The following is a 23,924-nucleotide window of genomic DNA, read 5'->3' on the forward strand; positions in this document are numbered from 1 at the left end:
CGGCTCAGGTGACGTCGTCGGTGCTGGTGCGCTTGCCGTTCGTGGCGGCCGACGGCTCCTCGTCGATCGTGCTCGGCGTGTAGTCGAACGGCGCGGCCTCGTCGTCGGCGAGCTGGTCCCAGCCCTCGGTGCCGCGTTCCTTGTCGAGCTTGCGGTCGTGGAAGCGCGCGATCTGGATGGAGAGCTCCAAGAGCACCACCAGCGCTCCGGCCAGGGCGATCATCGAGAACGGGTCCGAGCCTGGCGTCGCGAAGGCGGCGAAGACGAACACGACCATGATCAGGCCGCGGCGCCACTTCTTCAGCGTCTGGTACTTCAGGACGCCGACGCGGTTCAGCATCACCACGAACAGCGGGAGTTCGAAGCTGACGCCGAAGATCAGCAGCAGCGACAGGATGAACGAGATGTACTTGTCGCCGGTGAGGGCGGTGATGAACTGGTCGCCACCGAAGTTCATCAGCAGTTCGAGAGCGTGCGGGATGAGCAGGTACGCGAGCACCGCGCCGCAGGCGAAGAGGATCGACGCGAAGAAGACGAAGGTGAGCGCGTACTTGCGCTCCTTCGAGTAGAGGCCGGGCGCGATGAACGCCCAGATCTGGTAGAGCCACAGCGGCGCGAACAGCACCGCGCCCGCGGCGAGACCGACCTTCAGCTGGATCATGAAGGCTTCGAACGGCACCGTCTGCAACAGCTGACAAGGGCCGTGCTCAGAGCCGCCGAGCCTGCGCTGGTACGGAATGCCGCAGTACGGGCCGGTCATGATCTGGCCCAGCGACGGGATCGGGCCGACCCTGGTCTGGAACCAGAGGAAACCGATGATCCCGCCCGCCAGGATGGCGAGCAGCGCGAAGCCCAGACGGCGCCGGAACTCGTAGATGTGCTCGATGAGCGTCATCGTGCCGTCGGGGTTGGTCCGACGGCTGCGCTTGCGCCGCTTCGTGCCGCGGCGCTCCTCACCGGAGGCGGAATCCGCCACTGGACAGTCCGTTCTCGTCAGGGTCCACCATGAGCGCGCCGCGACTTCGGCGCGCTCATCCGCGAACAGGCTCCGCTGGGCTTACTGGAAGAGCGCTCAGCTGGCGTTCTTCTGCGCCTGCTCGGCCGGAGCGGGCGTGGCGGCCTGCTGCTTCTTGAGCTCGTCGAGCTGACGCTGGAGGTCGGCGACCTGCTTGTCCTGCGCGCTCGCGGCGGGCGCGGGCGTGGCGGCCTGCGGCAGCTGCTTGGTGTCGACCTCTTCGGTCTCGGCGGCCTTGTCCTTGTCCCCGGCCATGTCCTTGGTCTCGGCCTTGAAGATCTTCATGGACTTGCCGATGGACCGCGCGGCGTCCGGAAGCCTCTTGGCGCCGAACAGCAGAACAACGACGAGCACCAGGATGATGATGTGCCACGGCTGCAGCGCGTTCATCGTTTGCGGCCTCCTTCTCGAGTCTCTCGTATGTGATGTTACCGGTCTTCGAGCCCACGTCGTTGCGCGATCGCCACGCGGAGCGCGGCAGACCTGGCACGAAGGAGCCCTGTCCGTTTTCGGGTGTTCGTAGCCACCATGCTCATCGTATGGGTGAGCACGCGCAAGACTCTGCGTAATTTGATTAGCAAGACGAAGAGCAGGATCAGCCCGGCGACGGCGAGCGCGATGCTCGGCAGGTACGACACGGCGTCACCCTACTGCTCGTAGGTTGACGTTAGGTGACGAGCCCGGGCCAGCGCGTCGGCCGCTCGTCGACGAACTGCCTCCCCGAGCGCGGCCGGGCTTTCGACCTGCGCGTCTCCACCGAGGCCGAGGATCAGCCGGACCATCCAGGACTCGTCGGCGTAGCGCATCCGGATGCGCAGCCGCCCGCCGTCGAGCTCGTCGAGCTCCTCGCAGGGGTAGTACTCGGCTACCCAGCGTGTGTCGGGATCGAGGACCAGGACGGCTTCCTGCTGGTCGGGACGCGGCCGGAAAACACCATCGGAAATGTCAGTGGGCTGGGCGTGCGCAGGCGGGACGGCGGGTTCGTCGAGCACGGTCAGCTCGTCGATGCGGTCGAGCCGGAACAACCGGACGCCCTCGGCGCGGCGGCACCACGCTTCGAGGTAGCCGACCGCCTGGACGATGAGCAGCCGCATGGGATCGACGGTGCGTTCGGTGATCTCGTCCTTCGACGCGGTGTAGTACCGGATCCGCAAGGCACGCTTCGCGGTGAGAGCGGACCGGACCGCTTCGCGTGTTCCGGCGGTCTTCTTGCCTTCACGCACTCCCCCGCCGACGACGATCCCCGACGGCTGCGCCTGCCCCGCGGCGACCTCGATCTTCGCGATGGCGCGACGGACCGCGTCGGCGTCGACCACTCCGGGCGTCTCGGCCAACGCTCGCAGCGCGACGAGCATGGCCGTCGCCTCGCCGCCGGTGAGCCGCAGCGGACGGTTCATGCCGGCGTCGTGCGTGACGACGATCGTGTCGCCCTCGAAGGAGAGGTCGATCAGGTCGCCGGGGCCGTAGCCGGGCAGCCCGCACATCCACAGCAGTTCGAGATCCTTGCGCAGCTGTTTGGGCGTCACGTCGAAGTCGTGGGCGGCGTCGTCGATCTTGATCCCGGGCCGGGCGAGGAGATACGGCACGAGCGCGAGCAGGCGCGGCATCCGACCGGTGGTGCTCATCGGGCACCACCGGCGTGCGCGATGGCTTCGAGGCGGCTGAAGACCGACTTCGCGAGGACCTCGGGTTCGAGGACGAGGACGTCCGGGCCGTGGGCGGTGAGCCAGTCCGCGGCGGATTCCGGGTAGTACAACTCGATCTCCACGAGGTCGCCTTCTTCTCCCCCGGCGTCGCTGCGGCCGACCACCCGGCCGCGGCGGCGGACCCCGGCGGCCCGGCCGTCGGCGACCCACACACTGGCGGTGGTCGGAGCGGACGGATCCTCGCCACTGCTGGCGGAGACCATCTTCAGCAGGTTGACCCCTTCCGGGCGTTCGACGACGCCGGTTTCCCCGAAGGTGTCGACCTTCCCCGTCACGCGCGAGAGGCGGAAGCAGCGGGACGCGCCACGGTCCCTGTCGTGCCCGACGACGTACCAGCGGCCCTTCCACGACACCACGCCCCACGGTTCGAGGGTGCGGATCTTGCGCTCGGCCGAACCACTGCGGCGGTACTCGAAGCGCACCGCCTGCCCGGCTTGGACGGCGGCCAGCAGCGGGCCGAACGCCGGCTCGGCCCGCACACGGGGCTCGACGACGGTCGGGGCGTGGTCGTCGACCTCGACCCCGGCGGCGCGGAGTTTCACCAGCGCGCCTTGGGCCTCGCCGGTCAGTTCCGGGGAATCCCACAGCCGGACGGCGAGCCCGACCGCGGTCGCCTCGTCGGGCGCGAGGTCGATCTCGCCGAGTTCGTAGTCGCGGCGCGCGATGCGGTAGCCGTCGATCGCGTCGAACGCCGAGTTGCGGCCGGTCTCCAGCGGGATGCCGAGCTCGCGCAGTTCGGTCTTGTCGCGCTCGAACATGCGGAAGTACGCCTCGTCGCTGGCCGCGTCGGCATACCCGGGCACGATGCCCGGATCCGCTCGGCGGTGAGGTACTGCCGGGTGGACAGGAGGGCCAGAACCAGGTTGACCAGACGTTCGGCGCGTGCGGTGGACACCCGGCTACCCTAGCCCGCGCCGTCCGACCCGATGGTGACAGCCGCCGATCGCGCGTCGTAACGATCTCTGGCGGTCTCCACCTCGTCGAACCGGGTCTCGGCCCAGTCCTTGATCCCGGCCAGCAGCTGCCGGAGGCTCCGGCCGAGCTCGGTCAGTTCGTAGTCCACCCGCACCGGCACGCACGCGGTGACGGTGCGGGTCAGCAGGCCGTCCCGTTCCAGGGTCCGCAGCGTCTGCGTGAGCATCTTCTGGCTGACGCCGGCGATCCGGCGGGAGAGGTCGCTGTAGCGCTGCGGCCCGTCGCCGAGCGCCACGAGGACGAGGCTGACCCATTTGCCGGAGACCTCGTCGAGCAGTTTCCGGGCGGGACAGGCCGCGAGATAGGCGTCGTAGGCCCGCTTCTGCTCGTCCCGACGTTCCTGTGCCGTGCGCGTGACCACGGTGCGCGTACCTCCGCGTGGGTTGGGCACCTCGAGGTGCGTACTTCCCGATGGAGAGTAACTCCCCATACGTTCGCAGGGAACGATCCCTTGGAGGAGAACGATGCGTGCAGTGGTGGTCCGCCGGTTCGGCGGTCCGGAAGTCCTGGAATTCACCGAGGTCCCGATGCCGGTACCGGGGCCCGGTCAGGTGCGGGTGAAGGTCGCGGCGGCCGGGGTCAACCCGGTCGACGCCGGGACCAGGTCGGGTTTCCTCACCGAGGCGGGGATCGTCCCGCCTCGCGAGGCGTTGGGGATCGGCTGGGACGTGGCGGGGACGGTCGACGCCGTGGGTGACGGCGTCACCGGGTTCGCCACGGGTGACAGTGTGATCGGCCTGCTTGACCGGCCGTCGGCGGCGCTCGGCACGTACGCCGAGTTCGTCGTCCTCGACGTGGACGCGCTCGCCGCCGCACCGCGGACGGCGTCTCCCACGGAGGCCGCGACCCTGCCGTTGAACGGTCTCACCGCGGTCCAGGCGCTCGACCTTCTCGACCTCCCGCCGGGAGCGACGGTCCTGGTGACCGGTGCCGCGGGGGCTGTCGGCGGCTACGCGGTCGCCTTGGCCGAGGCGCGCGGTTTCCGGGTGGTCGCGGTCGCCGACACCGCCGACGAAGCAGTGGTCCGAGGGTTCGGTGCCGAGATCTTCGTGCCCCGTGGCGATTCCCTCGCCGATCGCGTGCGGTCGGTCGTCCCCGGTGGCGTCGACGCGGCACTCGACACCGCATTGCTCGGGCTCGAAGCCCTGGACGCCGTGGCGAATCGCGGCCGGTTCATCGTGTTCGCGGCCGGCGCCGCCCCGCTCCCCCTGCGCGGTATAGAGGTCGACCACGTCTGGGTCCACGCCGACGCCGCCGCGCTCGCCGGACTGGTCGCCCAGGTCGACGACGGCACGCTCGCCCTGCGGGTCGCGGACACCCTGCCGTTGGGCGAGGCGGTGAAAGCCCACGAACGGCTCGCGGCGGGCGGTCTCCGCGGACGGCTAGTACTCATAAGTTGACGCTTAATTAAGCCCACGGTTATCTTCCTCCCATGGACAACGACGTGACCCGGCTCGAACTCCGGCGCGAGTACCCGGACCCGATCGAAGACGTCTGGTCGGCGCTCACCGAATCCGAGCGCACGGCACGGTGGATCGGCCCATGGACGGGCGAGGCGGGGGTCGGCAACACGATCATGCTGACGATGACCGCGGAGGAGGGCTCCGAACCGGGGCCCGCCATCATTCGCGAATGCGACCCGCCGAAGCGGCTGGTGATGGATCTCGGCGTGACCGATCAGCCCGCGTGGCGGGTCGAACTGACCTTGACCGAGCGCGGCGACACGACTGTGCTCGACTTCGTGCACCTTCTGCCCAAGACCGAGTGGGACACCTCGGACATCCTCAAGGGCTGGCACTTCTACCTCGACCGGTTGGGGGCCGCGCTCCTCGGCGAACCGGTGCCGGAGTGGGACACCTACACGCCGCCTAGTTTGGAGGCATGAACGATCGAGTACTGCTGATCACCGGCGCCTCCCGCGGTCTCGGCGAGGCGACCGCACGCCGGGCCGCGGCCGCCGGTTTCCGGCTGGCGCTGCTCTCCCGCGACCGCGAGGCGCTGCTCCCGCTCGTCGCCGAATTCGGCGACGAGCGGGCCCTCGCGCTCGCGGCCGACGTCACCGACTGGGGTTCGCTGTCTGCGGCCGTCGAGACGGCGAAGGACACCTTCGGCGGCCTGGACGCGGTGTTCGCCAACGCGGGTCAGAGCGTCGTCGTCTCGTTCTTCGGCGACGGCGGCGCGGATCCCGAACAGTGGCGGGACATGGTGCTGACGAACGTCTACGGCACCGCCCTCACCGCGCGGGCGACCCTGCCGTCGCTCGCGGAATCGAAGGGACACCTCGTGCTCACCGGCTCGGTCGCCGGGCGCTACCACCGGCCCGGGAACCTCTACTCGGCGACGAAATGGGCGGTGACCGGGCTCGCCGGATCCATCCGCGAGGAGGCCGTCGGCACCAGCGTCCGGGTCACCGTCGTGCAGCCGGGACTGGTCGACACCTCGATGATCCCCGAGGACTCGAAGTCCAAGCCGAAACTGGAACCCGACGACATCGCGAGGGCGGTGCTCTACGCGCTGGAGCAGCCGCCCTCGGTCGACGTCAACGAGATCGTGGTCCGCCCGACCGGCCAGCTCCGCTAGCGCGGCAGCACGGCCTCGGCCAGCCGCCGCCAGTGCGGCATGGCCGACTCGCCGGGCTTCACCCCGATGACCTGGATGCCCACATGGTCGGCGCCGGCGTCGAGATGCCCGTGCAGTTTCGCGACGATGGTGTCGAGGTCGCCCCAGAACACGAGATCGTCGACGAGCCGGTCGCTGCCGCGGCCACCGTCGATGTCGGCTTCGGTGTAGCCGAGACGGCGGTACTTGGCGACGTTGTACTCGGACGTCAGGTACACGTGCAGGTGTTCGCGGGCGATCTCGCGCGCCTTGCCCGGGTCGGTTTCGAACAGCACCGCGTGCTCGACGCCGAGGAAGGCCTTCTCCCCCAGCACTTCCCTCGACTGCGCGGTGTGCTCGACCGTCACGTGGTAGGTATGCGCCCCCTCGGACCGGTCGCGGGCCAGGCCGAGCATCTTCGGCCCGTACGCCGCGAGCAGCCGCTGGATCGGCACGCCGGGCAGCGGGTTCGAGCTGGTGACGGTGTCGAGCTCGTCGAGGTAGTCGCTCATCGCGTCCAGCGGCTTGACGCCCGGCTGCGCGCCGCCGAAGCCGAGCCCCAGGACGTGCCTGCCCGGATACGCGTCGGCGAGCAGGAGCGCCGCACCATGGGTCCAGCGCGCGCCGCGGGAGCCGATGCGCGCGATCCCGTTGACCACGGCCATGCGCTCGGTGGACGCGAGCAGGAATCCGGCGTGGGTCAGCGCTTCGCGTCCGTCCCGTTCCGGGATCCAGATCGACGGCCAGCCGAGCTCTTCCAGTTCCCGCACCGAATCCCGCAGCATGCTCGCGGGCTGATCCTCGAAGTCGAACGTCCAGATCCCGAAACGCCCCAGTTCCATCTGTCTCTCCTCAGGTCGAGTCCAACATATCGAAGTATCGCAGATTCTCGATATGTTATTCCCGGCGAGTTCAGATGGAGCGTCCCAGCAGGTCGACGAGCTGCTCGATCCGCTTCTCGTCGCGGCGGTAGTGCGTCCACTTCCCCACCCGGGTGGACTCCACGAGCCCGGCGCGCTGCAGCAACGCCATGTACGCCGACACCGTGGACTGCGCGAGCCCCAGCTTGGCCTGGAGATGACTGACGCAGACGCCGACCTCGTTCTGGTCGGCGATCGCCTTCTCCGGCGGGAAATGCCGATCCGGCTCGCGCAGCCATCCGAGCACCTGGAGCCGGATCGGGTTGGCGAGCGCCTTCAACACCTCGACCAGATGATCGGTCGTCTCCGGGACTGGTTCGGCTTGTGCGGTCATAGTCCTTCGAGCTTAGGCCGTGCCGAGCCGAGCGGCCCGTCCCTTCGCCCCGCTCGCCCAGCAAGCGCCACGAGCGCAGTCGACGGAGTCCAGTGATCCGGTGTCGAACTGCTTCCAGTGCCGTCCGCCATCCGGGCTCAGGTCGCTCCCGCCGGGGCCGACGGCCAGCACTGTGTTCCCCAGCCACGCCAGGCCCGAGCGGTAGCCGACCGGTGCCTCCGACGGCGTCCGCCAGGTGCGGCCCTTGTCCGCGCTGAGCGCGACCGCCGGGCCGGGCGCGTTCGGCGCGGCGTAATCGCCACCGATGGCCACGCCGTGCCGGGGATCCCGGAACGTCACCGAAAAGACGCCGGCGGACGCGCCACTGGGCAGCGGCGTGTCGGCCGCCTCCCAGGTCGTCCCGCCGTCGCCGGAGTGCAGCACCCGTGCGCGGGCCCCGCCGCCGGTGGCGATCCAGGCGTCACGCGGACCCGACGTCGTGAGGCACTGGCCGCTGGCGGCGAAGCCGAACTCGCCGTCGAGCGCGGGAACCATGCCCTCGGCGGGCACGGGCCGCCACGTGCGGCCGCCGTCCGAAGTGGACTGCAACCGGAACTTGCCGTCCACCGGATCGCTCATCGCGAGACCCCGCCGGTGGTCGAAGAACGCGACACAGTCGTAAAAGGCGGCGGGATCGCTGTTCTGGAAGGACAGTCGCCAGCTCTCGCCGCCGTCGTCCGTGCGGTAGATCCGGGACGCGTCACCGGGCCCGATCGAGAGGGCGACCGCGTGATCGGCGTCGAAGGCCTCGATGTCGCGGAAGTCGAGCGCCTCGGTGCCGGCCGGGGCGACGGGTTTCCAGGTGCGGCCCCGGTCGGTGGTGCGCAGGATGGTGCCCCTGCTGCCGCTGACCCACGCCGTACGGGAATCCACCGCGGAGAGACCGCGGAGCTGGGCGTCCGTGCCTGTCGGAGTCTCCACCCACGCGGGATCGGGACACTCCGGCGCGGCGTGCGCGACGCCGGTGAACGCCAGCGGGACGACCGCTCCCAGCACGACCAGCAACGCACGGCGCATCGGCGCACCTCTCCCTCGGTCGAAGAATCGCGCGGGTCACCCTAGCCTGGGCGACGGCGACGTGGCGAGACCCGAGTCAGCCGGACTCCCGCGCAAGATGCTTCTGCACCTTCTCGACGGTCGGGAAGAACAACCGGTGGGCGACGACGAGGTTGACGGCCGTCAGGATCATGGCGAGAACCGGCAGGAGTGTGTACATCACGATGCCGGGCGTCACCGCGATGCGATCCTGCGGGTCGTACCGCCCGGAACCGGCGACCCCAGGAACGTAGAAGAACAAAAACGCTGCCATCGCGAAAAACGCTCCTGCGCACAACCCCGCCTCGACTCCTCGCAGGATGATGGCACCTTTCGTCTCGACACAGCCTGTTCTCACGAGCGTCCGCGAAATCACCATGGCGAGCCCCGACAACAGCGACGCACCGGCCGCGAAAGTGGCCATCCCCATGGTGACGACATTGGCGCCATCACTCGCGGTCGGAAGAATCCGTCCCGAGATCTGTATGACGATCACCATGGCCAGGCCGACGACGCCCGTTCCGGCCCCGAGACTGGTGGCTATTTCCCGGATACTTCCGATCATGCCTGGCGGTAGCCGCCGATAAGGCTCCTCCGGCCACACAGTCGGGTACGTCACGACTGCCGCTTCCAGTCTGCCGAATGCGCCACCCCGATGCTGTTGGTGAGCGAATCCACCGCGCTGATGGTCGTGAAGATGGACGCGACGCCGGCGCCGATCACGCCTACCAGAATCACGATCGCGGCTGGGAGACCGACAACGCTGATGGCACTGACGGCCGCCGCAGCGACAGCGATGCTCAAGCCTGCGAGGGTCCCATGTATCTGGGTCCAGAAGCTGTCCAGACCGTTGGCGAGGTTGACGAGCGAGTTCCGGATCTGCAGCCCCAGATCCTTGAGGGAGTTCAGCCCCGCGACTTGGGCCGGCACGGTGGCCTTGTCCATCCTCGCCCTCCCCGGCTCAGAACCCACAGCGACGTACACGGTACCTGGAGTGACAACCGTGTGTCGGCCGATTCTGAGCCGGGTGTCGATCAGAGCGAGGAGATGAGCCTTTCGACGCGCTCGTCCACCGAGCGGAACGGGTCCTTGCACAGCACGGTCCGCTGCGCCTGGTCGTTCAGCTTGAGGTGCACCCAGTCCACGGTGAAGTCGCGCCCGGCGGCCTGCGCGGCGGCGATGAAGTCACCGCGCAGCTTCGCCCTCGTGGTCTGCGGCGGAGTGTCCTTGGCCAGCTCGATCTCGCCGTCGTCGGTGACCCGCCGCACGAGTCCCTTCCGCTGCAGCAGATCGAAGATGCCACGGCCACGCCGGATGTCGTGGTAGGCCAGATCCAGCTGGGCGATCCGCGGGCTCGACAGATCGAGGTCGTGCTTGTTGCGGTAGCGCTCGACCAGCCGGTGCTTGATCGCCCAGTCGATCTCGGTGTCGATCTTGCTGAAGTCCTGCTGCTCGACCGCCTCCAGCGCCCGCCCCACAGCTCGACGACGCGCTCGGACTGCGGCGACGAACCCGTCTCCTTGACGTGCTGGACGGCGCGGGCGTGGTACTCGCGCTGGATGTCCAGCGCCGAAGCCTCGCGGCCGCCGGCGAGCCGCACCTGGCGGCGGCCGGTGAGGTCGTGGCTGATCTCGCGGATGGCCCTTATCGGGTTGTCGAGCGTGAAGTCACGGAACTGGACGCCCGCCTCGATCATCTCCAGCACCAGGTTCGCCGAGCCCGCCTTGAGCATCGTGGTCGGCTCGGCCATGTTCGAGTCGCCGACGATCACGTGCAGGCGCCGGTAGCGCTCCGCGTCGGCGTGCGGCTCGTCGCGGGTGTTGATGATCGGCCGCGAACGCGTGGTGGCGCTGGAGACGCCTTCCCAGATGTGTTCCGCACGCTGGGACAGGCAGTAGACCGCGCCGCGCGGCGTCTGCAGCACCTTGCCCGCACCGCAGATCAGCTGCCGGGTCACCAGGAACGGCAGCAGCACGTCGGCGATCCGGGAGAACTCCCCGGCACGGGTCACCAGGTAGTTCTCGTGGCAACCGTAGGAGTTGCCCGCCGAGTCGGTGTTGTTCTTGAACAGGAAGATGTCGCCGCCGATGCCCTCGTCCGCCAGCCGCCGCTCGGCGTCGACCAGGAGGTCCTCGAGGATGCGCTCACCGGCCTTGTCGTGCGTGACGAGCTGGACCAGGTCGTCGCATTCGGCCGTCGCGTACTCGGGGTGGGAGCCCACGTCGAGGTAGAGCCGCGAGCCGTTCGACAGGAAGACGTTCGACGAACGCCCCCAGGACACGACACGCCGAAACAGGTAACGCGCCACCTCGTCCGGGGAGAGCCTGCGTTGCCCGTGAAAGGTGCACGTGACCCCGTACTCGGTCTCGATGCCAAAGATCCGCCGCTGCATCCCACCAGAGTAGGCGGTGAGGACCCACTGAAGGTGCGCCGTTCGGGCGGCGACACGCGGTCGGTACGTTGCATTCGGTGAAAGGTGTGCGGGAAGTCCCGATCGGGTATCACGCGCATGACGTCCTGGCCCGGAAGTGGGGAACCCGTGTTAAAGCAGCTCAAGCGCCCTTTCCGCAAGGTCGGACGGACCGATCGACGGCTGATGGCACGGAGCGCTGCCTTGCCGAGGACCAGGGCCGACGAGGTGATCACCTCGCTCTCCAAAAGTGCGGACAAGTCCAAGCTCTGGTGGTGTGTCGCGATCGCTCTCGCGGCGAAGAAGGGCCCGACGCGCCGGGGTGCGCTCCGCGGCGTGGCCGCCATCGCCGGGGCGAGCGCGGCGGCGAACCTGATCGGCAAACCCCTGTTTCCGCGCCGCCGCCCCGCGGCTGAGCAGGTGCCCATGCACCGGCGCCTCGTCCGGCGCCCGACCTCGTCGTCGTTCCCGTCCGGACACTCGGCGTCGGCGGCCGCGTTCGTGACGGCGGTCGCGATGGAATCGCCCAAGGCGGGCGCCGCACTGGTCCCGCTGGCCGCCGCGGTCGCCTATTCCCGGGTCCACACGGGCGTCCACTGGCCCAGTGACGTCGGGGTGGGGATCGGTATCGGCGTCGGCGCGGGCCTGCTGACACGGCACTGGTGGCCGCTGAACGACGACGTCCCCGGCCGCACCGCGCACACCGCCGAAGCGCCGGAGATGCGCGACGGCGAGGACATGCTCGTCCTGGTCAACCCGCATTCCGGGATCGACGGTCAGGACCCGACCGAGGAAGCCCGCTTCGCCTGGCCCAAGGCCACCATCCTGTATCCGGACGCGAAACGGGACCTGCGTGATCAGCTCTGCGACGAGATCGCCGCCCGTGACAACACCGTGCGCGCGCTCGGTGTCGCCGGTGGTGACGGGACCGTGGCCGCGGTGGCCGCGGTCGCGGCCGACCACGATCTGCCGCTGGCGCTCATTCCGGCCGGCACCCTCAACCACTTCGCCCGCGACGTCGGCATGCGCTCGATGCCCGACGCGGACGCCGCGACCGAAGCGGGCAACGCCGTCGGAGTCGACCTCGGCGAGGTCGAGATCAACCACGACGACGACCACCGCTATTTCGTCAACACCGCCAGCCTCGGCGGCTACCCGGAAATGGTCCGGATCCGGGAAAGGCTGCAGAAGCGGCATCCGAAGTGGCCGTCCGCGGCGATCGCGCTCGCCCGCACCCTCCGGCGCGCGAAGCCGCTGGAAGTGACCCTCAACGGCAAGCACACCAGCATCTGGCTGCTGTTCGTCGGCAACGGCACCTACTCGCCGAAGGGGTTTGCGCCCTCGCGCCGCCCCGCCCTCGACACCGGCCTTCTCGACGTGCGCTACCTGCGCGCCGACGTGCCGTATTCGCGGGCGCGGTTCATCCTCGCCACGATCACGAACAGCCTCAACGCCAGCCACGTCTACCAGGAGCTCGACGTCCCGGAGCTGCACGTCCGGCTGCTCAACGGCAACCGCCGGGTCGCCACCGACGGCGAGGTCGGCCCGCTCGGCAACGATTTCCGCTTCCGGTCGCGGCCCAGCGCGCTCACCATCTACCGGCTCTAGGAGCCCAGGAGCGCGGTGCCCAGCGGCGTCAGCGAATGCAGCACGGCGTTGCGGTCCCGTTCGGTGGTGATGAGCCCCGCGCGCCGCAACACGGCGGCGTGCTTGCTCGCCGCCGACGGGGTCACGCCCAGCCTGGCGGCCAGCTCCGAGGTGCTGCAGCCGACCGCCAGGACCGCCAGCGTCGCCGCCCGGGTCGGGCCCAGCAGGTCGGCGAGGGCGGTGTCCGGCGATCTCCGCACGTCGCGGCCATATCCGGTCGACGGGGCGGCCTGCCGCACCGAGGGGTAGAGCAGCCGAACCGGTGCCCGCCCCGCCGCTGGGACGATCACCGGGCACACCGCGAAGTACGTCGGCGAGATGATCAGCCCGGCGCCGTCCGCACCGCGGGAACCGACGATCCCGTCGCCGACCTCCAGCACCGGCGAGGACCAGCGCACCAGCGGCCGCAGGCTCGTGAGCATCGCGTCCACCCCGTCGTGCAGGAGCAGCTGCGCGCGCATCCCCCGGTCCGCGTCGACCTGCGCCCGCGCCGGCTCCCAACCGGGCGCCAGCGACAGTTCGAAGTAGTCCTGCATCGCCTGGACGAGTTTCGGCAGCCCGGCCGTGTCGCCGTCCGGCAATCCCGCCGCCCACGACGGCAGCTCCCGGTTCACCGGGAGATCCCGCAATGCCGTTTTCAAGCCGACCGAGTCGGTACGGGCGACCTCCGCGAGTCCCGCCTCCAAACCACTTTCGTCGATGCCCGGCACGAGGAACGCCGGGATCGGCGCATACGGGCGGCACAACCACAGCAGCACCGAAGCCGACTCCGCCAAGCCGAGCCGGACCCGATGCCGCCACCGGTTGAACAACGCCGAGCCCGCGTCGCGCCGTTGCAGGATCTGCAGGCTCGAAACCAGCTCGGCCAAGGGATCGGCTTCGGGCGCGAGCCGAACGCGCGTCAGGTCCTGCAACGTCAGCTCGATGCGCACGGATGTCCTCGCCTTGATCGAAGTCGTCGCCGTGAGATCGCGAGGCGCACCATTCCGTTACATCGCTGAACTGCCCTATTGCCGCTATCGGAAATCTCCTCGACGACCGTGGTTCAGACCTGAATGATGTTCGGAGAAGGCCCGCTTCTCGGGGTTTACGCGGCGCCTTCCACGAGGGGGATTCACCGGCTGGGCCAACGGGCCGCGTTTCGTCGCGGCCCGTCGTCTTCTGCCGTTCCCCTTCACCTCACTGGGAGAAAACGCTTTCCAAAAGGGGAAAGAAAATGACGAAAATGAAGCGCCTGGCGGGAATCATCGCCGCCGCCGCGGGTGTCCTGACCCTGGTCACCGCTCCGGCCGCGACCGCGGCCCCGAAGCCCGCCGGCGACGGGTTCAACACCGTCACCGTGCACGGCATCAAGCTCATCCCGGTCAAGCGCACCTCGACCGGTGCGCGCACGCAGGCCGCGGGTGTCGCCGACGCGGACATGTACCTCATCCCGTCCGGGCTCAACCCGAACAAGTGCTGGGACGCCGACCTCAACACCATCAACCGCAACGGCACCAAGATGCAGCTCTGGGACTGCAACCTGAACGCGGACCACCAGGCGTTCTACATCACCGACAACCCCGAGGGCTACTCCCGCTTCCAGAACGTGGCCAGCGGCCGCTACCTGGACGCGGACCTCAACAGCATCAACAAGAACGGCACCATCGTCCAGCTCTGGGACTTCATCGCCGGTGCCAAGAACCAGTGGTGGGCCGGCACCGTCAACCCCGAGGGTTACGTCCGCTTCCAGAGCCCGGCCAGCGGCCGCTACCTGACCGCTGAGGGCAACTCGTCCACCAACGGCACCCGGCTCCAGCTGTGGAGCTTCATCGCCGGTGGCCGCAGCCAGTGGTGGGGCGACACCCCCGCCTGATCCCGGCTGACCGCTCCGTGAGGGCCTCCTTCCCTACTCTCAAGGTAGGGAAGGAGGCCCTCACGGCCTTCTGGCGCCGAGGGCGGTTTGTCACGAGGCGGCACCTGCGGCCGAACCGCCGCTCCCGTAGCCGACACCGGGGGCGAAGGCTCCTTTCGCCGCATCAGACTCGGTGAAGGGAGCCTTCAGCCCACACCACTCCGCTAGTGCCTACCCGCGCAGGTTGGATCAGCCCAATGGCTACTGGTGGCGACCATCGCGTCCGTGAAGGCCTCCTTGAGGGACTCTGGGTCCCTCAAGGAGGCCTTCACGGCATTCCACTGTGTACAGGGGCCGAACGCGAAGGGCCCCTTCCCAACGCGGGAAAGGGGCCCTTCGCGTACAGAGGCTCAGTCCTTCTTGGACTCACCATCCGGCTTGTCGCCGTCGGCGTCGTCCTTCTTCGGCTCTTCCGGCTCGGCGGGCAGCAGCGCCTCCAGCGCCGCACCGGCGACCCGGCGGAACTTGCGGCCCCGCCGTTCCCGCTCCAGCACGGCGACCTCGAGCTTCACCGGGTCCGAATCGCCGTTCGAGGGCGTGGGGGTGTTGTCTCGCAACGCCTTCACCGCGACGCCGAGCGCCGCTTCCAGCTCCATGTCCGACTCGAAGCTCTCCTTGAGCTTCGTGCTGAGCGTGTCGGCCTGACCGCCCATCACGACGAACTTCGGCTCGTCGAAGATCGAACCGTCGTAGGTCAACCGGTACAGCTGGTCCTCGGCGGCGGTCGCGCCGACCTCGGCGACGCAGACCTCGACCTCGAACGGTTTCAGCTGCTCGGTGAAGATGCTGCCCAGCGTCGCGGCGTACGCGTTCGCCAGCGCACGCGCGCTGACGTCCCGCCGGTCGTACTGGTAGCCCTTCAGGTCCGCGTGCCGGATACCGGCGACACGGAGGTTCTCGAACTCGCTGTAGCGGCCCACGGCCGCGAAACCGATCCGGTCGTAGATCTCCGACACCTTGTGCAACGTCGCCGAGGGGTTCTCGGCCACGAACAGCACGCCACCGCGGTACTTGAGCACGACCACGCTCCGGCCACGCGCGATGCCCTTGCGCGCGATCTCGGAACGCTCCCGCATCAACTGCTCGGGAGAGGCGTACAACGGCATCGTCACTGTGGTGCTCCGCTCTTTCGGGCTCTCATCGGAAAGGGGACAGGGAGGACGGCTAGCGCCCGCGCTCGGCTCGTCCGGCCACGACCGCCTCGGCCACCGCGGTCGTCTGCTCGAGCGGCAACGCCACCGCACCCTGCTCCGCGGTGACCGTCACGATCGTCGGGAAGATCCGGCGCACCAGATCCGGCCCGCCGGTCGCGGTGTCGTCGTCCGCCGCGTCGTACAACGCCTCCACCGCCGTCCGGATCGCGCCTTCGGCGTCCGCGTCCGGGTCGTACAGCTTCTTCAGCGAGCCCTTCGCGAACAGCGAACCCGAGCCGATGGCGTGGTAGCCGGCGTTCTCCTCGTAGCGCCCGCCCGTCGCGTCGTACGAGACGATGCGGCCCGCGTGCTTCGCGTCCTCGGCGTCGGGGTCGTACCCGACGAACAGCGGCAGCACGGCCAGCCCGGCCATCGCCATCTCGAGGTTGGACTTCACCAGCCCCGCGAGCTTGTTCGTCTTGCCGTCGAGCGAGAGCGAAACACCCTCGATCTTCTCGTAGTGCGCCAGTTCGACCGCGTACAGCCGCACCATCTCGATCGCCAGCCCGGCCGAGCCCGCGATGCCCACCGCCGAGTACTCGTCGGTGACGTGGACCTTCTCCATGTCGCGTGAGGCGATCAGGTTGCCCGACGTCGCCCGCCGGTCACCGGCGATCAGCACCCCGCCCGCGAACTTGACCGCGACGATCGTCGTGCCGTGCGGCGCGTCCAGCCCGCCCGCGCCCGTCGCGACCCGCCGCTCCGGGAGCAGCTCGGGCGCCTGCGCCCGAAGGAAGTCCGAGAACGACGAGGTCGCCGACGAGAAGTACGCGGCGGGCAGCGCCGACTTACCCGAGGTGTGTTCCATACGTGCTCAAAGTTCCAATCTGTGTGATCCGCCGGCTCCGCACAGGCGGCCCCGGCCAGGGGCCGCCGGGAAACGAGCTACTCGCCGCCCTTTTGCACGTACGCGCGCACGAAGTCCTCGGCGTTCTCCTCGAGCACGTCGTCGATCTCGTCGAGGATCGTGTCGACGTCCTCACCGAGCTTCTCGCGCCGCTCCTGGCCCGCCGGACCGCCTTCCTCGAACTCTTCGTCCGAGTCGCCGCCGCCGTGCTTTTCGATCTTTTCCTGAGCCATCTCGCCTCCCGGTGTGGCCGATGTTTCCTAGCCTACCCAGCGGTCCCGACATTCCGTGGGATCCGTGATCGCTTAACCCCGATGAAAGGAAATCCCGCTAGTCCGAACCGGTGAGCGCCTCCACCAGCTCCTCGGCGGTCGCGGAGTCGTCCAGCAACTTCCCCACGTGGGCCTTCGTGCCCCGCAACGGCTCCAACGTCGGGATCCGCACCAGCGATTCCCGGCCGACGTCGAAGATGACCGAATCCCACGACGCCGCGGCGATGGAGTTGGCGTACTTCTCCAGCGTGCGGCCCCGGAAATAGGCCCTGGTGTCCGAAGGCGGGGTCGTGATCGCCTCCAGCACCTCCTCCTCGGTCACCAGGCGCTTCATAGAACCCCTGGTGACGAGCCTGTTGTACAGGCCCTTGTCCAGCCGGACATCCGAGTACTGCAGGTCGACCAGCCGCAACCGCGGCGCGCCCCAGGCCAGCTGGTCCCGCGCGCGGTAGCCCTCGAGCAACCGCAGCTTCGCCGGCCAGTCCAGCCTGTCCGCGCATTCCTGGGGGTCCCGTGCCAGCGCGTCGAGGATCTCGCCCCAGACCCGCAGGACCTCCTTGGAGGCCTCGTCCGCGCCGGTGCGCTCCAGATTCGCCGACGCGATCTCGTGATAGGCGAACTGGAGGTCCAGCCCGGTGTACTTGCGCCCGTTGGCCAGCGACACCTTCGCCTTCAGCGTGGGGTCGTGGCTGATCTGGTGCACGGCCCGCACCGGCTCGTCCAGTTTCAGGTCGTCGAACCGGATGCCCGCCTCGATCAGGTCCAGCACCAGCGCCGTCGTGCCGACCTTGAGATACGTCGAGTACTCGGCCAGGTTCGCGTCGCCGATGATGACGTGGAGACGGCGGTACTTGTCGGCGTCGGCGTGCGGCTCGTCGCGGGTGTTGATGATGCCGCGTTTGAGGGTCGTCTCCAGGCCGACCTCGACCTCGATGTAGTCGGACCGCTGCGAGAGCTGGAAACCCGCTTCCTCGCTCTGCTGCCCGACGCCGACCCGGCCGGAGCCCGTGATCACCTGACGGGAGACGAAGAACGGCGTCAGTCCCCCGATCACCGCGGTGAACGGGGTCGACCGCTGCATCAGGTAGTTCTCGTGCGTGCCGTAGCTCGCGCCCTTGCCGTCGACGTTGTTCTTGTACAGCTGCAGCGGGGGCTGCCCGGGGACGGTGGCGGCCTTGCGCGCCGCCTCTTCCATGACCCGTTCGCCCGCCTTGTCCCAGATGACCGCGTCGCGCGCGTTCGTCACCTCGGGCGCCGAGTACTCCGGGTGAGCGTGGTCGACGTACAGCCGCGCCCCGTTGGTCAGGATCACGTTCGCCGCGCCGAGGTCCTCGACGTCCGGGTCGTGCCCTGGGCCGCTCGGGCCGGTCAGGTCGAACCCGCGGGCGTCGCGCAGGGGCGATTCCACCTCGTAGTCCCACCGTGCCCGCCTGGCCCGCGGGATGTCCGCCGCGGCCGCGTAGGCGAGCACGACCTGGGTCGAGGTGAGTACCGGGTTCGCCGTCGCGTCGCCCGGCACCGCGATGCCGTACTCGACTTCGGTTCCCATGATCCGCCGCATACCCACCACCCTACGGGGTCGGGGGCGTGCGACGATGCCCCCCATGTCAGGCAGTGACGAACTCGTTGCGCTCTATGACCTCGACGGAACCGCGGTGGGCGCGGCCACGCGCTCCCGGGTCCGCGCCGAGGGGCTCTGGCACGCGGCGGGCGTGGTGTTGGTCCGTTCGAGTGACGGAGAGCGCGTTTACGTGCATCTCCGTACGGCCACCAAGGACGTCTATCCCTCCACATGGGACTGCTGGGCGGGCGGCATCGTCGCCGCGGGCGAGACCCCGGAGGAATGCGCGCGCCGGGAACTGGCTGAAGAACTGGGTGTTCACGGAGTGGAACTGCGGCCGCTTTTCGTCCACGTCACCGACGACGAGACGATCCGTGCCCACAATTTCGCCTTCGAAACGCGCTGGGACGGCCCTTTCGTCCATCAGCCGTCCGAAGTGGTCGAAGGACGCTGGCTGACGCTGAGTGAGTTGCGTTCGTGGCTCGACGATCCGGAGAGCCGGTTCATCCCGGACGGACGTCTGGGCGCCCTGGAGTGGTTCCGGCGACGAGATGCGCGCTAGGCCGAACGGAGCCGCTGCGCGACGATCGGCAGCAACCGCTTCGCCGCGTCCGTCGCCCGTGCCTCGGTTCCGGCGGTCACGCTGAGGGCGGAGACGAGCTTCCCCTTGGCGAGCAACACCGTGCACGTCGTGCCCTCGCACCAGGCGCGCTGGATCTCGACGCCGGTCTGCTTCGTCAGGGTGAGTTTCTTGCCGTCGCAATCCGCCTGGGTGACGACGTCCGACGCGTCACGGTCGGTGTACTCGGTGACCTGGTGTTCCAGCGTCGAACCGCTCGGGTACGACCATGTCGCCGAGCGGCTCGTCCCGCGGGTGAGACCGGTCAGACAGCCGGACACCTTGCTCTCGCCGGGAACGACCTCTTCCTCGGCGACATCCTCGTCGGTCAGCAACGCGGCGGAGACGGCCGCGGGGACGGGAGCCTGGGTCGACGGCGGCGGAACCGGGTTCGCCTGCGGCTTGACCGAGGGCTGTGCGGGCTCGACCGTGGGCGTCGGCGCCGGGTCGTCGTAGTAGGTGTCGAGGTCGTTGGGCCGGTCGGCGCATCCCGACAGACCGAACAGCGCGACCGTCGCCACCGCGAGCACCTGCCGATGACGCACTCTCGAGTCCTCCCCGATGTCCCGCCTGACGTTTGCCGCGAGACTAGTCCAGCCCTTCACCGCCAGCCGAGGCAGGACCTGTGCCGCCAGTAGGCGGACGGCTCCTCGGCGAGTGTCGCGAGTTCAGCGAGTTCGTCGGCGGTCAGGTTCGCCTTCGCGGCAACGAGATTCTCCCGCAGCTGGGCCGTACTCGACGGGCCGATGACCGCGACCGGCCGCCAGTCCTGCGCGAGCACCGCCGCGATGGCCACCGCGTCCGGACCCGTCCCGTGCTCCCGCGCGATCCGCGCCAGCGGTGACGGCGGCTCGACCACGAGCCGTCCGTTCGCGACGGTTTCCTTGACCAGCACCCGTTTCCCGGCGGCGTGCGCTTCCGCGAGCGCCGGGCCGACGGAGGGTTCGAGCAGGTTCCACGTCGACTGCACGGCGCCGAAGACCGGGATTCCGGCCACCTCCAGCTCGAACGCCCGCCGGACCGCGTCCGCCTGGGCGGGCCCGGAGGTGGAGAAGCCCACCGGGACACCGCCGGCGGCGAGTTCCGCGAGCGCGCCGATCAGCCGGTCGTCGGCGAACAGCGGACTGTCCACAGTGAGCGAGTGGACCTGGTAGAGCGAGACCGCTTTCCCCAGCAGGCCAACGGTTTCCGCCCACTGCTCGGCGAACCGCGCCGCGGTGTGTTCCTTGACCTCGTGCACCTCCGCGTCGAGCTTCCACTCCCCCACGTAGCGGTAGCCCCATTTGCTCGACACCGTCACGTCCGCGTGCCCGCGGTCGGCGAGCCATCCGGCCAGGAACTCCTCCGAAGAACCATACGAACGGGCGACGTCGATCCAGCGGACGCCCGCGCCGTAGGCGTCGTCCAGCACGTCGTACGTCGCCGCGCGCATCGCCTCGAACTCGCGGCCCGGCGGCAACACCTCGGCCCGGCCGAGGTTGATGTACGCGGGCCTGCCGAGTGCCGCCAGCCCGACGGCGATCCGGTCGCCGACGGGGGTTTCCGTGTCCGTCACCGGGCTCCTTCGTTCTTGTGGCGGAGGATCGCGAGCCACTGGCTCGAATTCTGTGCCTGCCGGTGAAGCTTTTCGAGGCGGGCCGCCGGGGCTCGAACGTAACCCTTGCCGAACACCGGCGCGATCTGGCGGAGGCTGGCGCCCTCCTCCCTCGCGGCGAGCAACGCCCAGTCCGAGGCGTCGGCACAAGCCGCGGAGGCGCGGCGCAACTCACCCAGCAGCTCGATCAGTTCGGGGGCGCTCACGTCGCCCGACCGGACGGCGGCGGCCGTCGTTTCCAGCCAGGCCAGGACATCGGCTTCGGTGATCGGCGCGCGCGGGCGCCCGGCGGATTCGCTCACGGCCCGGAAGTATAGGTCGTTATACGGCCGGTTCGGGCGAGCGCCACGCGGGAGGCGTCGAACACATCGTCCGAAAACCGCTGGAGCGCAAGGGGGACGCCGGGATTCACTGGGCCCGGACTTGCGGAATCAGGAGAAGGACAATTGGGACGTTTCAGTATCGCGATCCGGTTCGCGGCGCTCGCGATCGTATGGGGTGCGAGTTTTCTGTTCATCAAGGTCGGCCTCACCGGCCTCTCGCCCGCTCAGGTGGCACTCGCCCGTATCTGCCTCGGCGCCTTGGCGCTGCTGGCCATCGCGGCCTGGCGTCGTAAGCCACTCCCCCGCGATCCGGCGCTCTGGGGCCATCTCGCGGTCGTCTCCGTGCTGCTGTGCGTCATCCCGTTCCTGTTGTTCTCCTGGGCCGAGCAGTACATCTCCTCCGGGCTCGCGAGCATCTTCAACGCGACGACACCGCTGATCACCATGCTCATCGCCGCCGCGGCCCTGCCGTCGGAACGGTTCACGAAGGCGCGCACGACCGGACTCGTCCTCGGCTTCCTCGGAGTGCTCACCATCGTCGGGGTCTGGCAAGGGATCGACGTCTCCCACGAGCTGACCGCGCAGCTGGCGTGCCTGGGCGCGACGACCTGCTATGGGATCTCGTTCGTCTACGTGCGACGGTTCATCTCCTGGCGGAACCTCGACGCGCCGACCATCGCGCTGGGACAGGTGTGCTGCGGCGCGGTCGTGATGCTGGCGCTGGCCCCGTTCATCGCGACGACGCCGGCGCGTCTCGACACGCCGATCGTGCTCAGCATGATCGCGCTCGGAGCGCTCGGCACCGGGCTCGCCTACGCCTGGAACGCGTCGATCATCGCGGCGTGGGGAGCGTCGAACGCGTCCGCCGTGACCTACCTCACACCGGTCGTCGGTGTACTGCTCGGCGTCCTCGTGCTCGACGAACCCCTGGCGTGGAACCAGCCCGTCGGCGCGCTGCTCGTCGTCCTGGGCATCCTGGCCGCGCACGGGCGGCTCAGCCCGCGCAAGAAGGTCGAGGAAGCCGTAGCCGTGTGACACGAAGGGGCCCTTCACCGCGACGCATGCGGTGAAGGGCCCCTTCGGCTCGTGCTACAGGTACTGACCGGTGTTCGTGGCGGTGTCTATCGCCCGCCCCGAATCCTGGTTCTTGCCGGTGACGAGCGTGCGGATGTAGACGATCCGCTCGCCCTTCTTGCCGGAGATCCGGGCCCAGTCGTCCGGGTTGGTGGTGTTGGGCAGGTCCTCGTTCTCCGCGAACTCGTCGACGATCGCGTCCAGCAGATGCTGCACGCGCAGGCCGGGCTGCTTGGTCTCCAGCACCGACTTGATGGCCGACTTCTTCGCCCGGTCCACGATGTTCTGGATCATCGCGCCCGAGTTGAAGTCGCGGAAGTACAGGACTTCCTTGTCACCGTTGGCGTAGGTGACCTCGAGGAACCGGTTCTCGTCCGTCTCCTCGTACATCCGCTCGACGGTGTGCTGGATCATCGCGTCGAAGGTCGCCTTCACGTCCCCGCCGAACTCGGCGAGGTCGTCCGCGTGGATCGGGAGACCGTCGGACAGGTACTTGGAGAAGATGTCCTTCGCGCCTTCGGCGTCCGGACGCTCGATCTTGATCTTGACGTCGAGCCGGCCCGGCCGCAGGATCGCCGGGTCGATCATGTCTTCGCGGTTGGAGGCGCCGATGACGATGACGTTCTCCAGGCCCTCGACACCGTCGATCTCCGAAAGCAGCTGCGGGACGATCGTGGTCTCCACGTCGGAGGACACGCCCGAACCGCGGGTGCGGAAGATCGAGTCCATCTCGTCGAAGAACACGATCACCGGGGTGCCTTCGGAGGCCTTTTCCCGAGCCCGCTGGAAGATCAGGCGGATATGCCGCTCGGTCTCCCCGACGAACTTGTTCAGCAGTTCCGGACCCTTGATGTTCAGGAAGTAGGACTTCCCGTCCGCCGAGTCGCCGCGGGCTTCCGCGACCTTCTTGGCGAGCGAGTTGGCCACCGCCTTGGCGATGAGGGTCTTACCGCAGCCAGGAGGCCCGTAGAGCAGCACGCCCTTCGGCGGGCGCAGCTGGTACTCCTGGTACAGATCGGCGTGCAGGAACGGAAGCTCGACGGCGTCGCGGATCTGCTCGATCTGTCGGGTGAGGCCACCGATGTCCTCGTACCGGACGTCGGGCACCTCCTCCAGCACGAGATCCTCGACCTCCGCCTTCGGCACGCGCTCGTAGGCGTAACCGGCCTTCGAGTCCACCAGCAGGGAATCGCCCGGCTTGAGGGGCTGTTCGGCCAGCGGATCGGAGAGCAGGACGACCCGCTCCTCGTCCGCGTGCCCGACCACGAGCGCACGGGGGCTGCCGCCCTCGACGTCCGGGGCCAGCACCTCGCGCAGCGCGCAGACCTCGCCGATCCGCTCGAAGTCACCGCCTTCGACGACGGTGAGCGCCTCGTTGAGCCGCAACGCCTGTCCGCGCTGCAGCGACGAGACCTCGACCGCGGGTGAGACCGAAACCCGCATCTTGCGGCCCGCGGTGAACACGTCCACCGTGTTGTCCTCGTACGCGGTGACGAACACGCCGTAACCGCTCGGAGGCTGGGCCAGCCTGTCGACCTCCTCCCGCAACGCGAGCAACTGGCCACGCGCCTCGCGGAGCGTCTCGACCAGTTTCGTGTTGCGTTCCGTGAGTTGGCTCACTCGTTCCGACGCCTCGGCGAGTCGCTGCTCCAGCACTCGGTTCTGGCGTGGGGAATCGGTGAGCTTCCGGCGCAGCAGGGCGACTTCCTCCTCGAGGAAGCGGATCTGACGTGCCTGCTCGTCGGACGTGGTTCCAGCTCCGGTCGTTTCTGAAGGGTCGGCCTCCTCGCGCCGACCTCCGGGAAGGTCATGATGCATCGGGCACCTCCTCGGAGTGCTTTTCATTCCACGGTACCGGCGATCACCGA

General features: G+C 68.9%; 26 protein-coding genes and 2 pseudogenes. 7 read left to right on the plus strand and 21 right to left on the minus strand.

The features are described from left to right. Window positions 1-4 precede the first annotated feature (4 nt). The 6 genes and pseudogenes from tatC to MJQ72_RS09150 form a co-directional block, all read right to left on the minus strand. Window positions 5-976 (minus strand): twin-arginine translocase subunit TatC, encoded by a 972-nt coding sequence (gene tatC / locus MJQ72_RS09125; RefSeq protein WP_240598683.1) that lies wholly within the window; start codon window positions 974-976, stop codon window positions 5-7. Between the two features lie 96 nt (window positions 977-1,072). Beyond that, on the minus strand, window positions 1,073-1,405 hold the full coding sequence (tatA, locus tag MJQ72_RS09130) for a Sec-independent protein translocase subunit TatA (protein ID WP_240598684.1): 333 nt from the start codon (window positions 1,403-1,405) through the stop codon (window positions 1,073-1,075). Between the two features lie 38 nt (window positions 1,406-1,443). Further along, window positions 1,444-1,653 (minus strand): bacteriophage holin, encoded by a 210-nt coding sequence (locus MJQ72_RS09135; RefSeq protein ID WP_005150907.1) that lies wholly within the window; start codon window positions 1,651-1,653, stop codon window positions 1,444-1,446. A 9-nt stretch (window positions 1,654-1,662) separates the two neighbouring features. After that, window positions 1,663-2,640, minus strand: coding sequence for a YafY family protein (locus MJQ72_RS09140; protein WP_240598685.1), 978 nt, complete (start codon window positions 2,638-2,640; stop codon window positions 1,663-1,665). Then, a pseudogene (locus tag MJQ72_RS09145) lies at window positions 2,637-3,616 on the minus strand (helix-turn-helix transcriptional regulator). Before MJQ72_RS09145 ends, MJQ72_RS09140 begins: the two are co-directional and overlap by 4 nt. A gap of 9 nt (window positions 3,617-3,625) precedes the next feature. Beyond that, window positions 3,626-4,057 (minus strand): helix-turn-helix domain-containing protein, encoded by a 432-nt coding sequence (locus tag MJQ72_RS09150; protein WP_240601285.1) that lies wholly within the window; start codon window positions 4,055-4,057, stop codon window positions 3,626-3,628. A gap of 103 nt (window positions 4,058-4,160) precedes the next feature. On the opposite strand from MJQ72_RS09150, the gene MJQ72_RS09155 reads away from it, so the two are divergent. The 3 genes from MJQ72_RS09155 to MJQ72_RS09165 are packed head-to-tail and all read left to right on the plus strand — an operon-like array spanning window position 4,161 to window position 6,276. Next, window positions 4,161-5,096 (plus strand): NADP-dependent oxidoreductase, encoded by a 936-nt coding sequence (locus MJQ72_RS09155; RefSeq protein WP_240598686.1) that lies wholly within the window; start codon window positions 4,161-4,163, stop codon window positions 5,094-5,096. Window positions 5,097-5,128: 32 nt separating this feature from the next. Then, window positions 5,129-5,581 (plus strand): SRPBCC family protein, encoded by a 453-nt coding sequence (locus MJQ72_RS09160; RefSeq protein WP_240598687.1) that lies wholly within the window; start codon window positions 5,129-5,131, stop codon window positions 5,579-5,581. After that, window positions 5,578-6,276: an SDR family oxidoreductase gene (locus tag MJQ72_RS09165; RefSeq protein WP_240598688.1), complete on the plus strand. Its 699-nt coding sequence runs from the start codon at window positions 5,578-5,580 to the stop codon at window positions 6,274-6,276. The genes MJQ72_RS09160 and MJQ72_RS09165 overlap by 4 nt, the downstream gene beginning before the upstream one ends. Here MJQ72_RS09165 and MJQ72_RS09170 read toward each other — a convergent pair. The 6 genes and pseudogenes from MJQ72_RS09170 to pafA form a co-directional block, all read right to left on the minus strand. After that, complete coding sequence (locus MJQ72_RS09170) at window positions 6,273-7,136, minus strand: TIGR03620 family F420-dependent LLM class oxidoreductase (RefSeq protein ID WP_240598689.1); 864 nt, start codon at window positions 7,134-7,136, stop codon at window positions 6,273-6,275. The two genes, MJQ72_RS09165 and MJQ72_RS09170, sit on opposite strands and share 4 nt — an antisense overlap. 70 nt (window positions 7,137-7,206) lie before the next feature. Further along, the gene (locus tag MJQ72_RS09175; RefSeq protein ID WP_240598690.1) at window positions 7,207-7,548 is read right to left on the minus strand and encodes a helix-turn-helix transcriptional regulator; all 342 of its coding nucleotides are present in this window, start codon (window positions 7,546-7,548) and stop codon (window positions 7,207-7,209) included. Window positions 7,549-7,560: 12 nt separating this feature from the next. Further along, a complete protein-coding gene (locus tag MJQ72_RS09180) occupies window positions 7,561-8,604 on the minus strand; it encodes an oxidoreductase (protein WP_240598691.1) in 1,044 nt (347 codons plus the stop codon). A 76-nt stretch (window positions 8,605-8,680) separates the two neighbouring features. Further along, on the minus strand, window positions 8,681-9,187 hold the full coding sequence (locus MJQ72_RS09185) for a hypothetical protein (RefSeq protein WP_240598692.1): 507 nt from the start codon (window positions 9,185-9,187) through the stop codon (window positions 8,681-8,683). A gap of 50 nt (window positions 9,188-9,237) precedes the next feature. Beyond that, the gene (locus MJQ72_RS09190) at window positions 9,238-9,567 is read right to left on the minus strand and encodes a hypothetical protein (protein ID WP_240598693.1); all 330 of its coding nucleotides are present in this window, start codon (window positions 9,565-9,567) and stop codon (window positions 9,238-9,240) included. Window positions 9,568-9,656: 89 nt separating this feature from the next. Beyond that, window positions 9,657-11,014 (minus strand): annotated as a pseudogene (gene pafA / locus MJQ72_RS09195) (Pup--protein ligase). Window positions 11,015-11,161: 147 nt separating this feature from the next. Between pafA and MJQ72_RS09200 the strand changes: the two are divergent. After that, a complete protein-coding gene (locus MJQ72_RS09200; protein WP_240598694.1) occupies window positions 11,162-12,640 on the plus strand; it encodes a bifunctional phosphatase PAP2/diacylglycerol kinase family protein in 1,479 nt (492 codons plus the stop codon). On the opposite strand, the gene MJQ72_RS09205 is transcribed toward MJQ72_RS09200, so the two are convergent. Then, window positions 12,637-13,611 carry a helix-turn-helix transcriptional regulator gene (locus tag MJQ72_RS09205; protein WP_240598695.1) on the minus strand — a complete coding sequence of 325 codons (975 nt, stop codon included), beginning with the start codon at window positions 13,609-13,611 and terminating at the stop codon, window positions 12,637-12,639. The two genes, MJQ72_RS09200 and MJQ72_RS09205, sit on opposite strands and share 4 nt — an antisense overlap. Before the next feature lie 284 nt (window positions 13,612-13,895). Here MJQ72_RS09205 and MJQ72_RS09210 point away from each other — a divergent pair, with 284 nt between their 5' ends. After that, window positions 13,896-14,534, plus strand: a complete 639-nt coding sequence (locus MJQ72_RS09210; protein ID WP_240598696.1) for an RICIN domain-containing protein — start codon at window positions 13,896-13,898, stop codon at window positions 14,532-14,534. 389 nt (window positions 14,535-14,923) lie between these two features. On the opposite strand, the gene prcA is transcribed toward MJQ72_RS09210, so the two are convergent. The 4 genes from prcA to dop all read right to left on the minus strand — a co-directional run bounded on the left by prcA (window position 14,924) and on the right by dop (window position 18,446). Continuing rightward, window positions 14,924-15,685 (minus strand): proteasome subunit alpha, encoded by a 762-nt coding sequence (prcA, locus tag MJQ72_RS09215; RefSeq protein ID WP_240598697.1) that lies wholly within the window; start codon window positions 15,683-15,685, stop codon window positions 14,924-14,926. A gap of 52 nt (window positions 15,686-15,737) precedes the next feature. Next, on the minus strand, window positions 15,738-16,574 hold the full coding sequence (prcB, locus tag MJQ72_RS09220) for a proteasome subunit beta (protein WP_240598698.1): 837 nt from the start codon (window positions 16,572-16,574) through the stop codon (window positions 15,738-15,740). 77 nt (window positions 16,575-16,651) lie between these two features. Continuing rightward, window positions 16,652-16,846 carry a ubiquitin-like protein Pup gene (locus MJQ72_RS09225; protein WP_034306633.1) on the minus strand — a complete coding sequence of 65 codons (195 nt, stop codon included), beginning with the start codon at window positions 16,844-16,846 and terminating at the stop codon, window positions 16,652-16,654. Window positions 16,847-16,943: 97 nt separating this feature from the next. Next, window positions 16,944-18,446, minus strand: coding sequence for a depupylase/deamidase Dop (gene dop / locus MJQ72_RS09230; RefSeq protein WP_240598699.1), 1,503 nt, complete (start codon window positions 18,444-18,446; stop codon window positions 16,944-16,946). A gap of 43 nt (window positions 18,447-18,489) precedes the next feature. Between dop and MJQ72_RS09235 the strand changes: the two genes are divergently transcribed. Then, window positions 18,490-19,008, plus strand: coding sequence for an NUDIX hydrolase (locus MJQ72_RS09235; RefSeq protein WP_240598700.1), 519 nt, complete (start codon window positions 18,490-18,492; stop codon window positions 19,006-19,008). Here the strand turns inward: MJQ72_RS09235 and MJQ72_RS09240 are convergent. Genes MJQ72_RS09240 through MJQ72_RS09250 form a run of 3 tightly spaced genes read right to left on the minus strand, consistent with a single transcriptional unit; the run spans window position 19,005 to window position 20,961 of the window. Then, the gene (locus MJQ72_RS09240; protein WP_240598701.1) at window positions 19,005-19,610 is read right to left on the minus strand and encodes a hypothetical protein; all 606 of its coding nucleotides are present in this window, start codon (window positions 19,608-19,610) and stop codon (window positions 19,005-19,007) included. The genes MJQ72_RS09235 and MJQ72_RS09240 overlap by 4 nt on opposite strands. 56 nt (window positions 19,611-19,666) lie before the next feature. Beyond that, window positions 19,667-20,620 (minus strand): aldo/keto reductase, encoded by a 954-nt coding sequence (locus tag MJQ72_RS09245; RefSeq protein WP_240598702.1) that lies wholly within the window; start codon window positions 20,618-20,620, stop codon window positions 19,667-19,669. Then, the gene (locus MJQ72_RS09250) at window positions 20,617-20,961 is read right to left on the minus strand and encodes a hypothetical protein (RefSeq protein WP_240598703.1); all 345 of its coding nucleotides are present in this window, start codon (window positions 20,959-20,961) and stop codon (window positions 20,617-20,619) included. Before MJQ72_RS09250 ends, MJQ72_RS09245 begins: the two co-directional genes overlap by 4 nt. Window positions 20,962-21,105: 144 nt before the next feature. On the opposite strand from MJQ72_RS09250, the gene MJQ72_RS09255 reads away from it, so the two are divergent. Next, a complete protein-coding gene (locus MJQ72_RS09255; RefSeq protein WP_240598704.1) occupies window positions 21,106-22,017 on the plus strand; it encodes a DMT family transporter in 912 nt (303 codons plus the stop codon). A gap of 54 nt (window positions 22,018-22,071) precedes the next feature. Here the strand turns inward: MJQ72_RS09255 and arc are convergent, their stop codons facing one another. Continuing rightward, window positions 22,072-23,874, minus strand: a complete 1,803-nt coding sequence (arc, locus tag MJQ72_RS09260) for a proteasome ATPase (protein ID WP_037337492.1) — start codon at window positions 23,872-23,874, stop codon at window positions 22,072-22,074. Window positions 23,875-23,924: the final 50 nt, after the last annotated feature.

Source organism: Amycolatopsis sp. EV170708-02-1 (genome assembly GCF_022479115.1).
GTDB lineage: Bacteria > Actinomycetota > Actinomycetes > Mycobacteriales > Pseudonocardiaceae > Amycolatopsis.

What these genes read in the sequence shown, in the direction of transcription:
- MJQ72_RS09180 (WP_240598691.1), bottom strand. Translation starts at nt 8,604, where the DNA reads ATGCGCCGTGCGTTGCTGGTCGTGCTGGGAGCGGTCGTCCCGCTGGCG.
- tatA (WP_240598684.1), bottom strand. Translation starts at nt 1,405, where the DNA reads ATGAACGCGCTGCAGCCGTGGCACATCATCATCCTGGTGCTCGTCGTT.
- MJQ72_RS09185 (WP_240598692.1), bottom strand. Translation starts at nt 9,187, where the DNA reads ATGATCGGAAGTATCCGGGAAATAGCCACCAGTCTCGGGGCCGGAACG.
- MJQ72_RS09155 (WP_240598686.1), top strand. Translation starts at nt 4,161, where the DNA reads ATGCGTGCAGTGGTGGTCCGCCGGTTCGGCGGTCCGGAAGTCCTGGAA.
- MJQ72_RS09210 (WP_240598696.1), top strand. Translation starts at nt 13,896, where the DNA reads ATGACGAAAATGAAGCGCCTGGCGGGAATCATCGCCGCCGCCGCGGGT.
- MJQ72_RS09190 (WP_240598693.1), bottom strand. Translation starts at nt 9,567, where the DNA reads ATGGACAAGGCCACCGTGCCGGCCCAAGTCGCGGGGCTGAACTCCCTC.
- prcB (WP_240598698.1), bottom strand. Translation starts at nt 16,574, where the DNA reads ATGGAACACACCTCGGGTAAGTCGGCGCTGCCCGCCGCGTACTTCTCG.
- MJQ72_RS09165 (WP_240598688.1), top strand. Translation starts at nt 5,578, where the DNA reads ATGAACGATCGAGTACTGCTGATCACCGGCGCCTCCCGCGGTCTCGGC.
- MJQ72_RS09175 (WP_240598690.1), bottom strand. Translation starts at nt 7,548, where the DNA reads ATGACCGCACAAGCCGAACCAGTCCCGGAGACGACCGATCATCTGGTC.
- arc (WP_037337492.1), bottom strand. Translation starts at nt 23,874, where the DNA reads ATGCATCATGACCTTCCCGGAGGTCGGCGCGAGGAGGCCGACCCTTCA.
- MJQ72_RS09170 (WP_240598689.1), bottom strand. Translation starts at nt 7,136, where the DNA reads ATGGAACTGGGGCGTTTCGGGATCTGGACGTTCGACTTCGAGGATCAG.
- MJQ72_RS09140 (WP_240598685.1), bottom strand. Translation starts at nt 2,640, where the DNA reads ATGAGCACCACCGGTCGGATGCCGCGCCTGCTCGCGCTCGTGCCGTAT.
- dop (WP_240598699.1), bottom strand. Translation starts at nt 18,446, where the DNA reads ATGCGGCGGATCATGGGAACCGAAGTCGAGTACGGCATCGCGGTGCCG.
- MJQ72_RS09235 (WP_240598700.1), top strand. Translation starts at nt 18,490, where the DNA reads ATGTCAGGCAGTGACGAACTCGTTGCGCTCTATGACCTCGACGGAACC.
- MJQ72_RS09160 (WP_240598687.1), top strand. Translation starts at nt 5,129, where the DNA reads ATGGACAACGACGTGACCCGGCTCGAACTCCGGCGCGAGTACCCGGAC.
- MJQ72_RS09225 (WP_034306633.1), bottom strand. Translation starts at nt 16,846, where the DNA reads ATGGCTCAGGAAAAGATCGAAAAGCACGGCGGCGGCGACTCGGACGAA.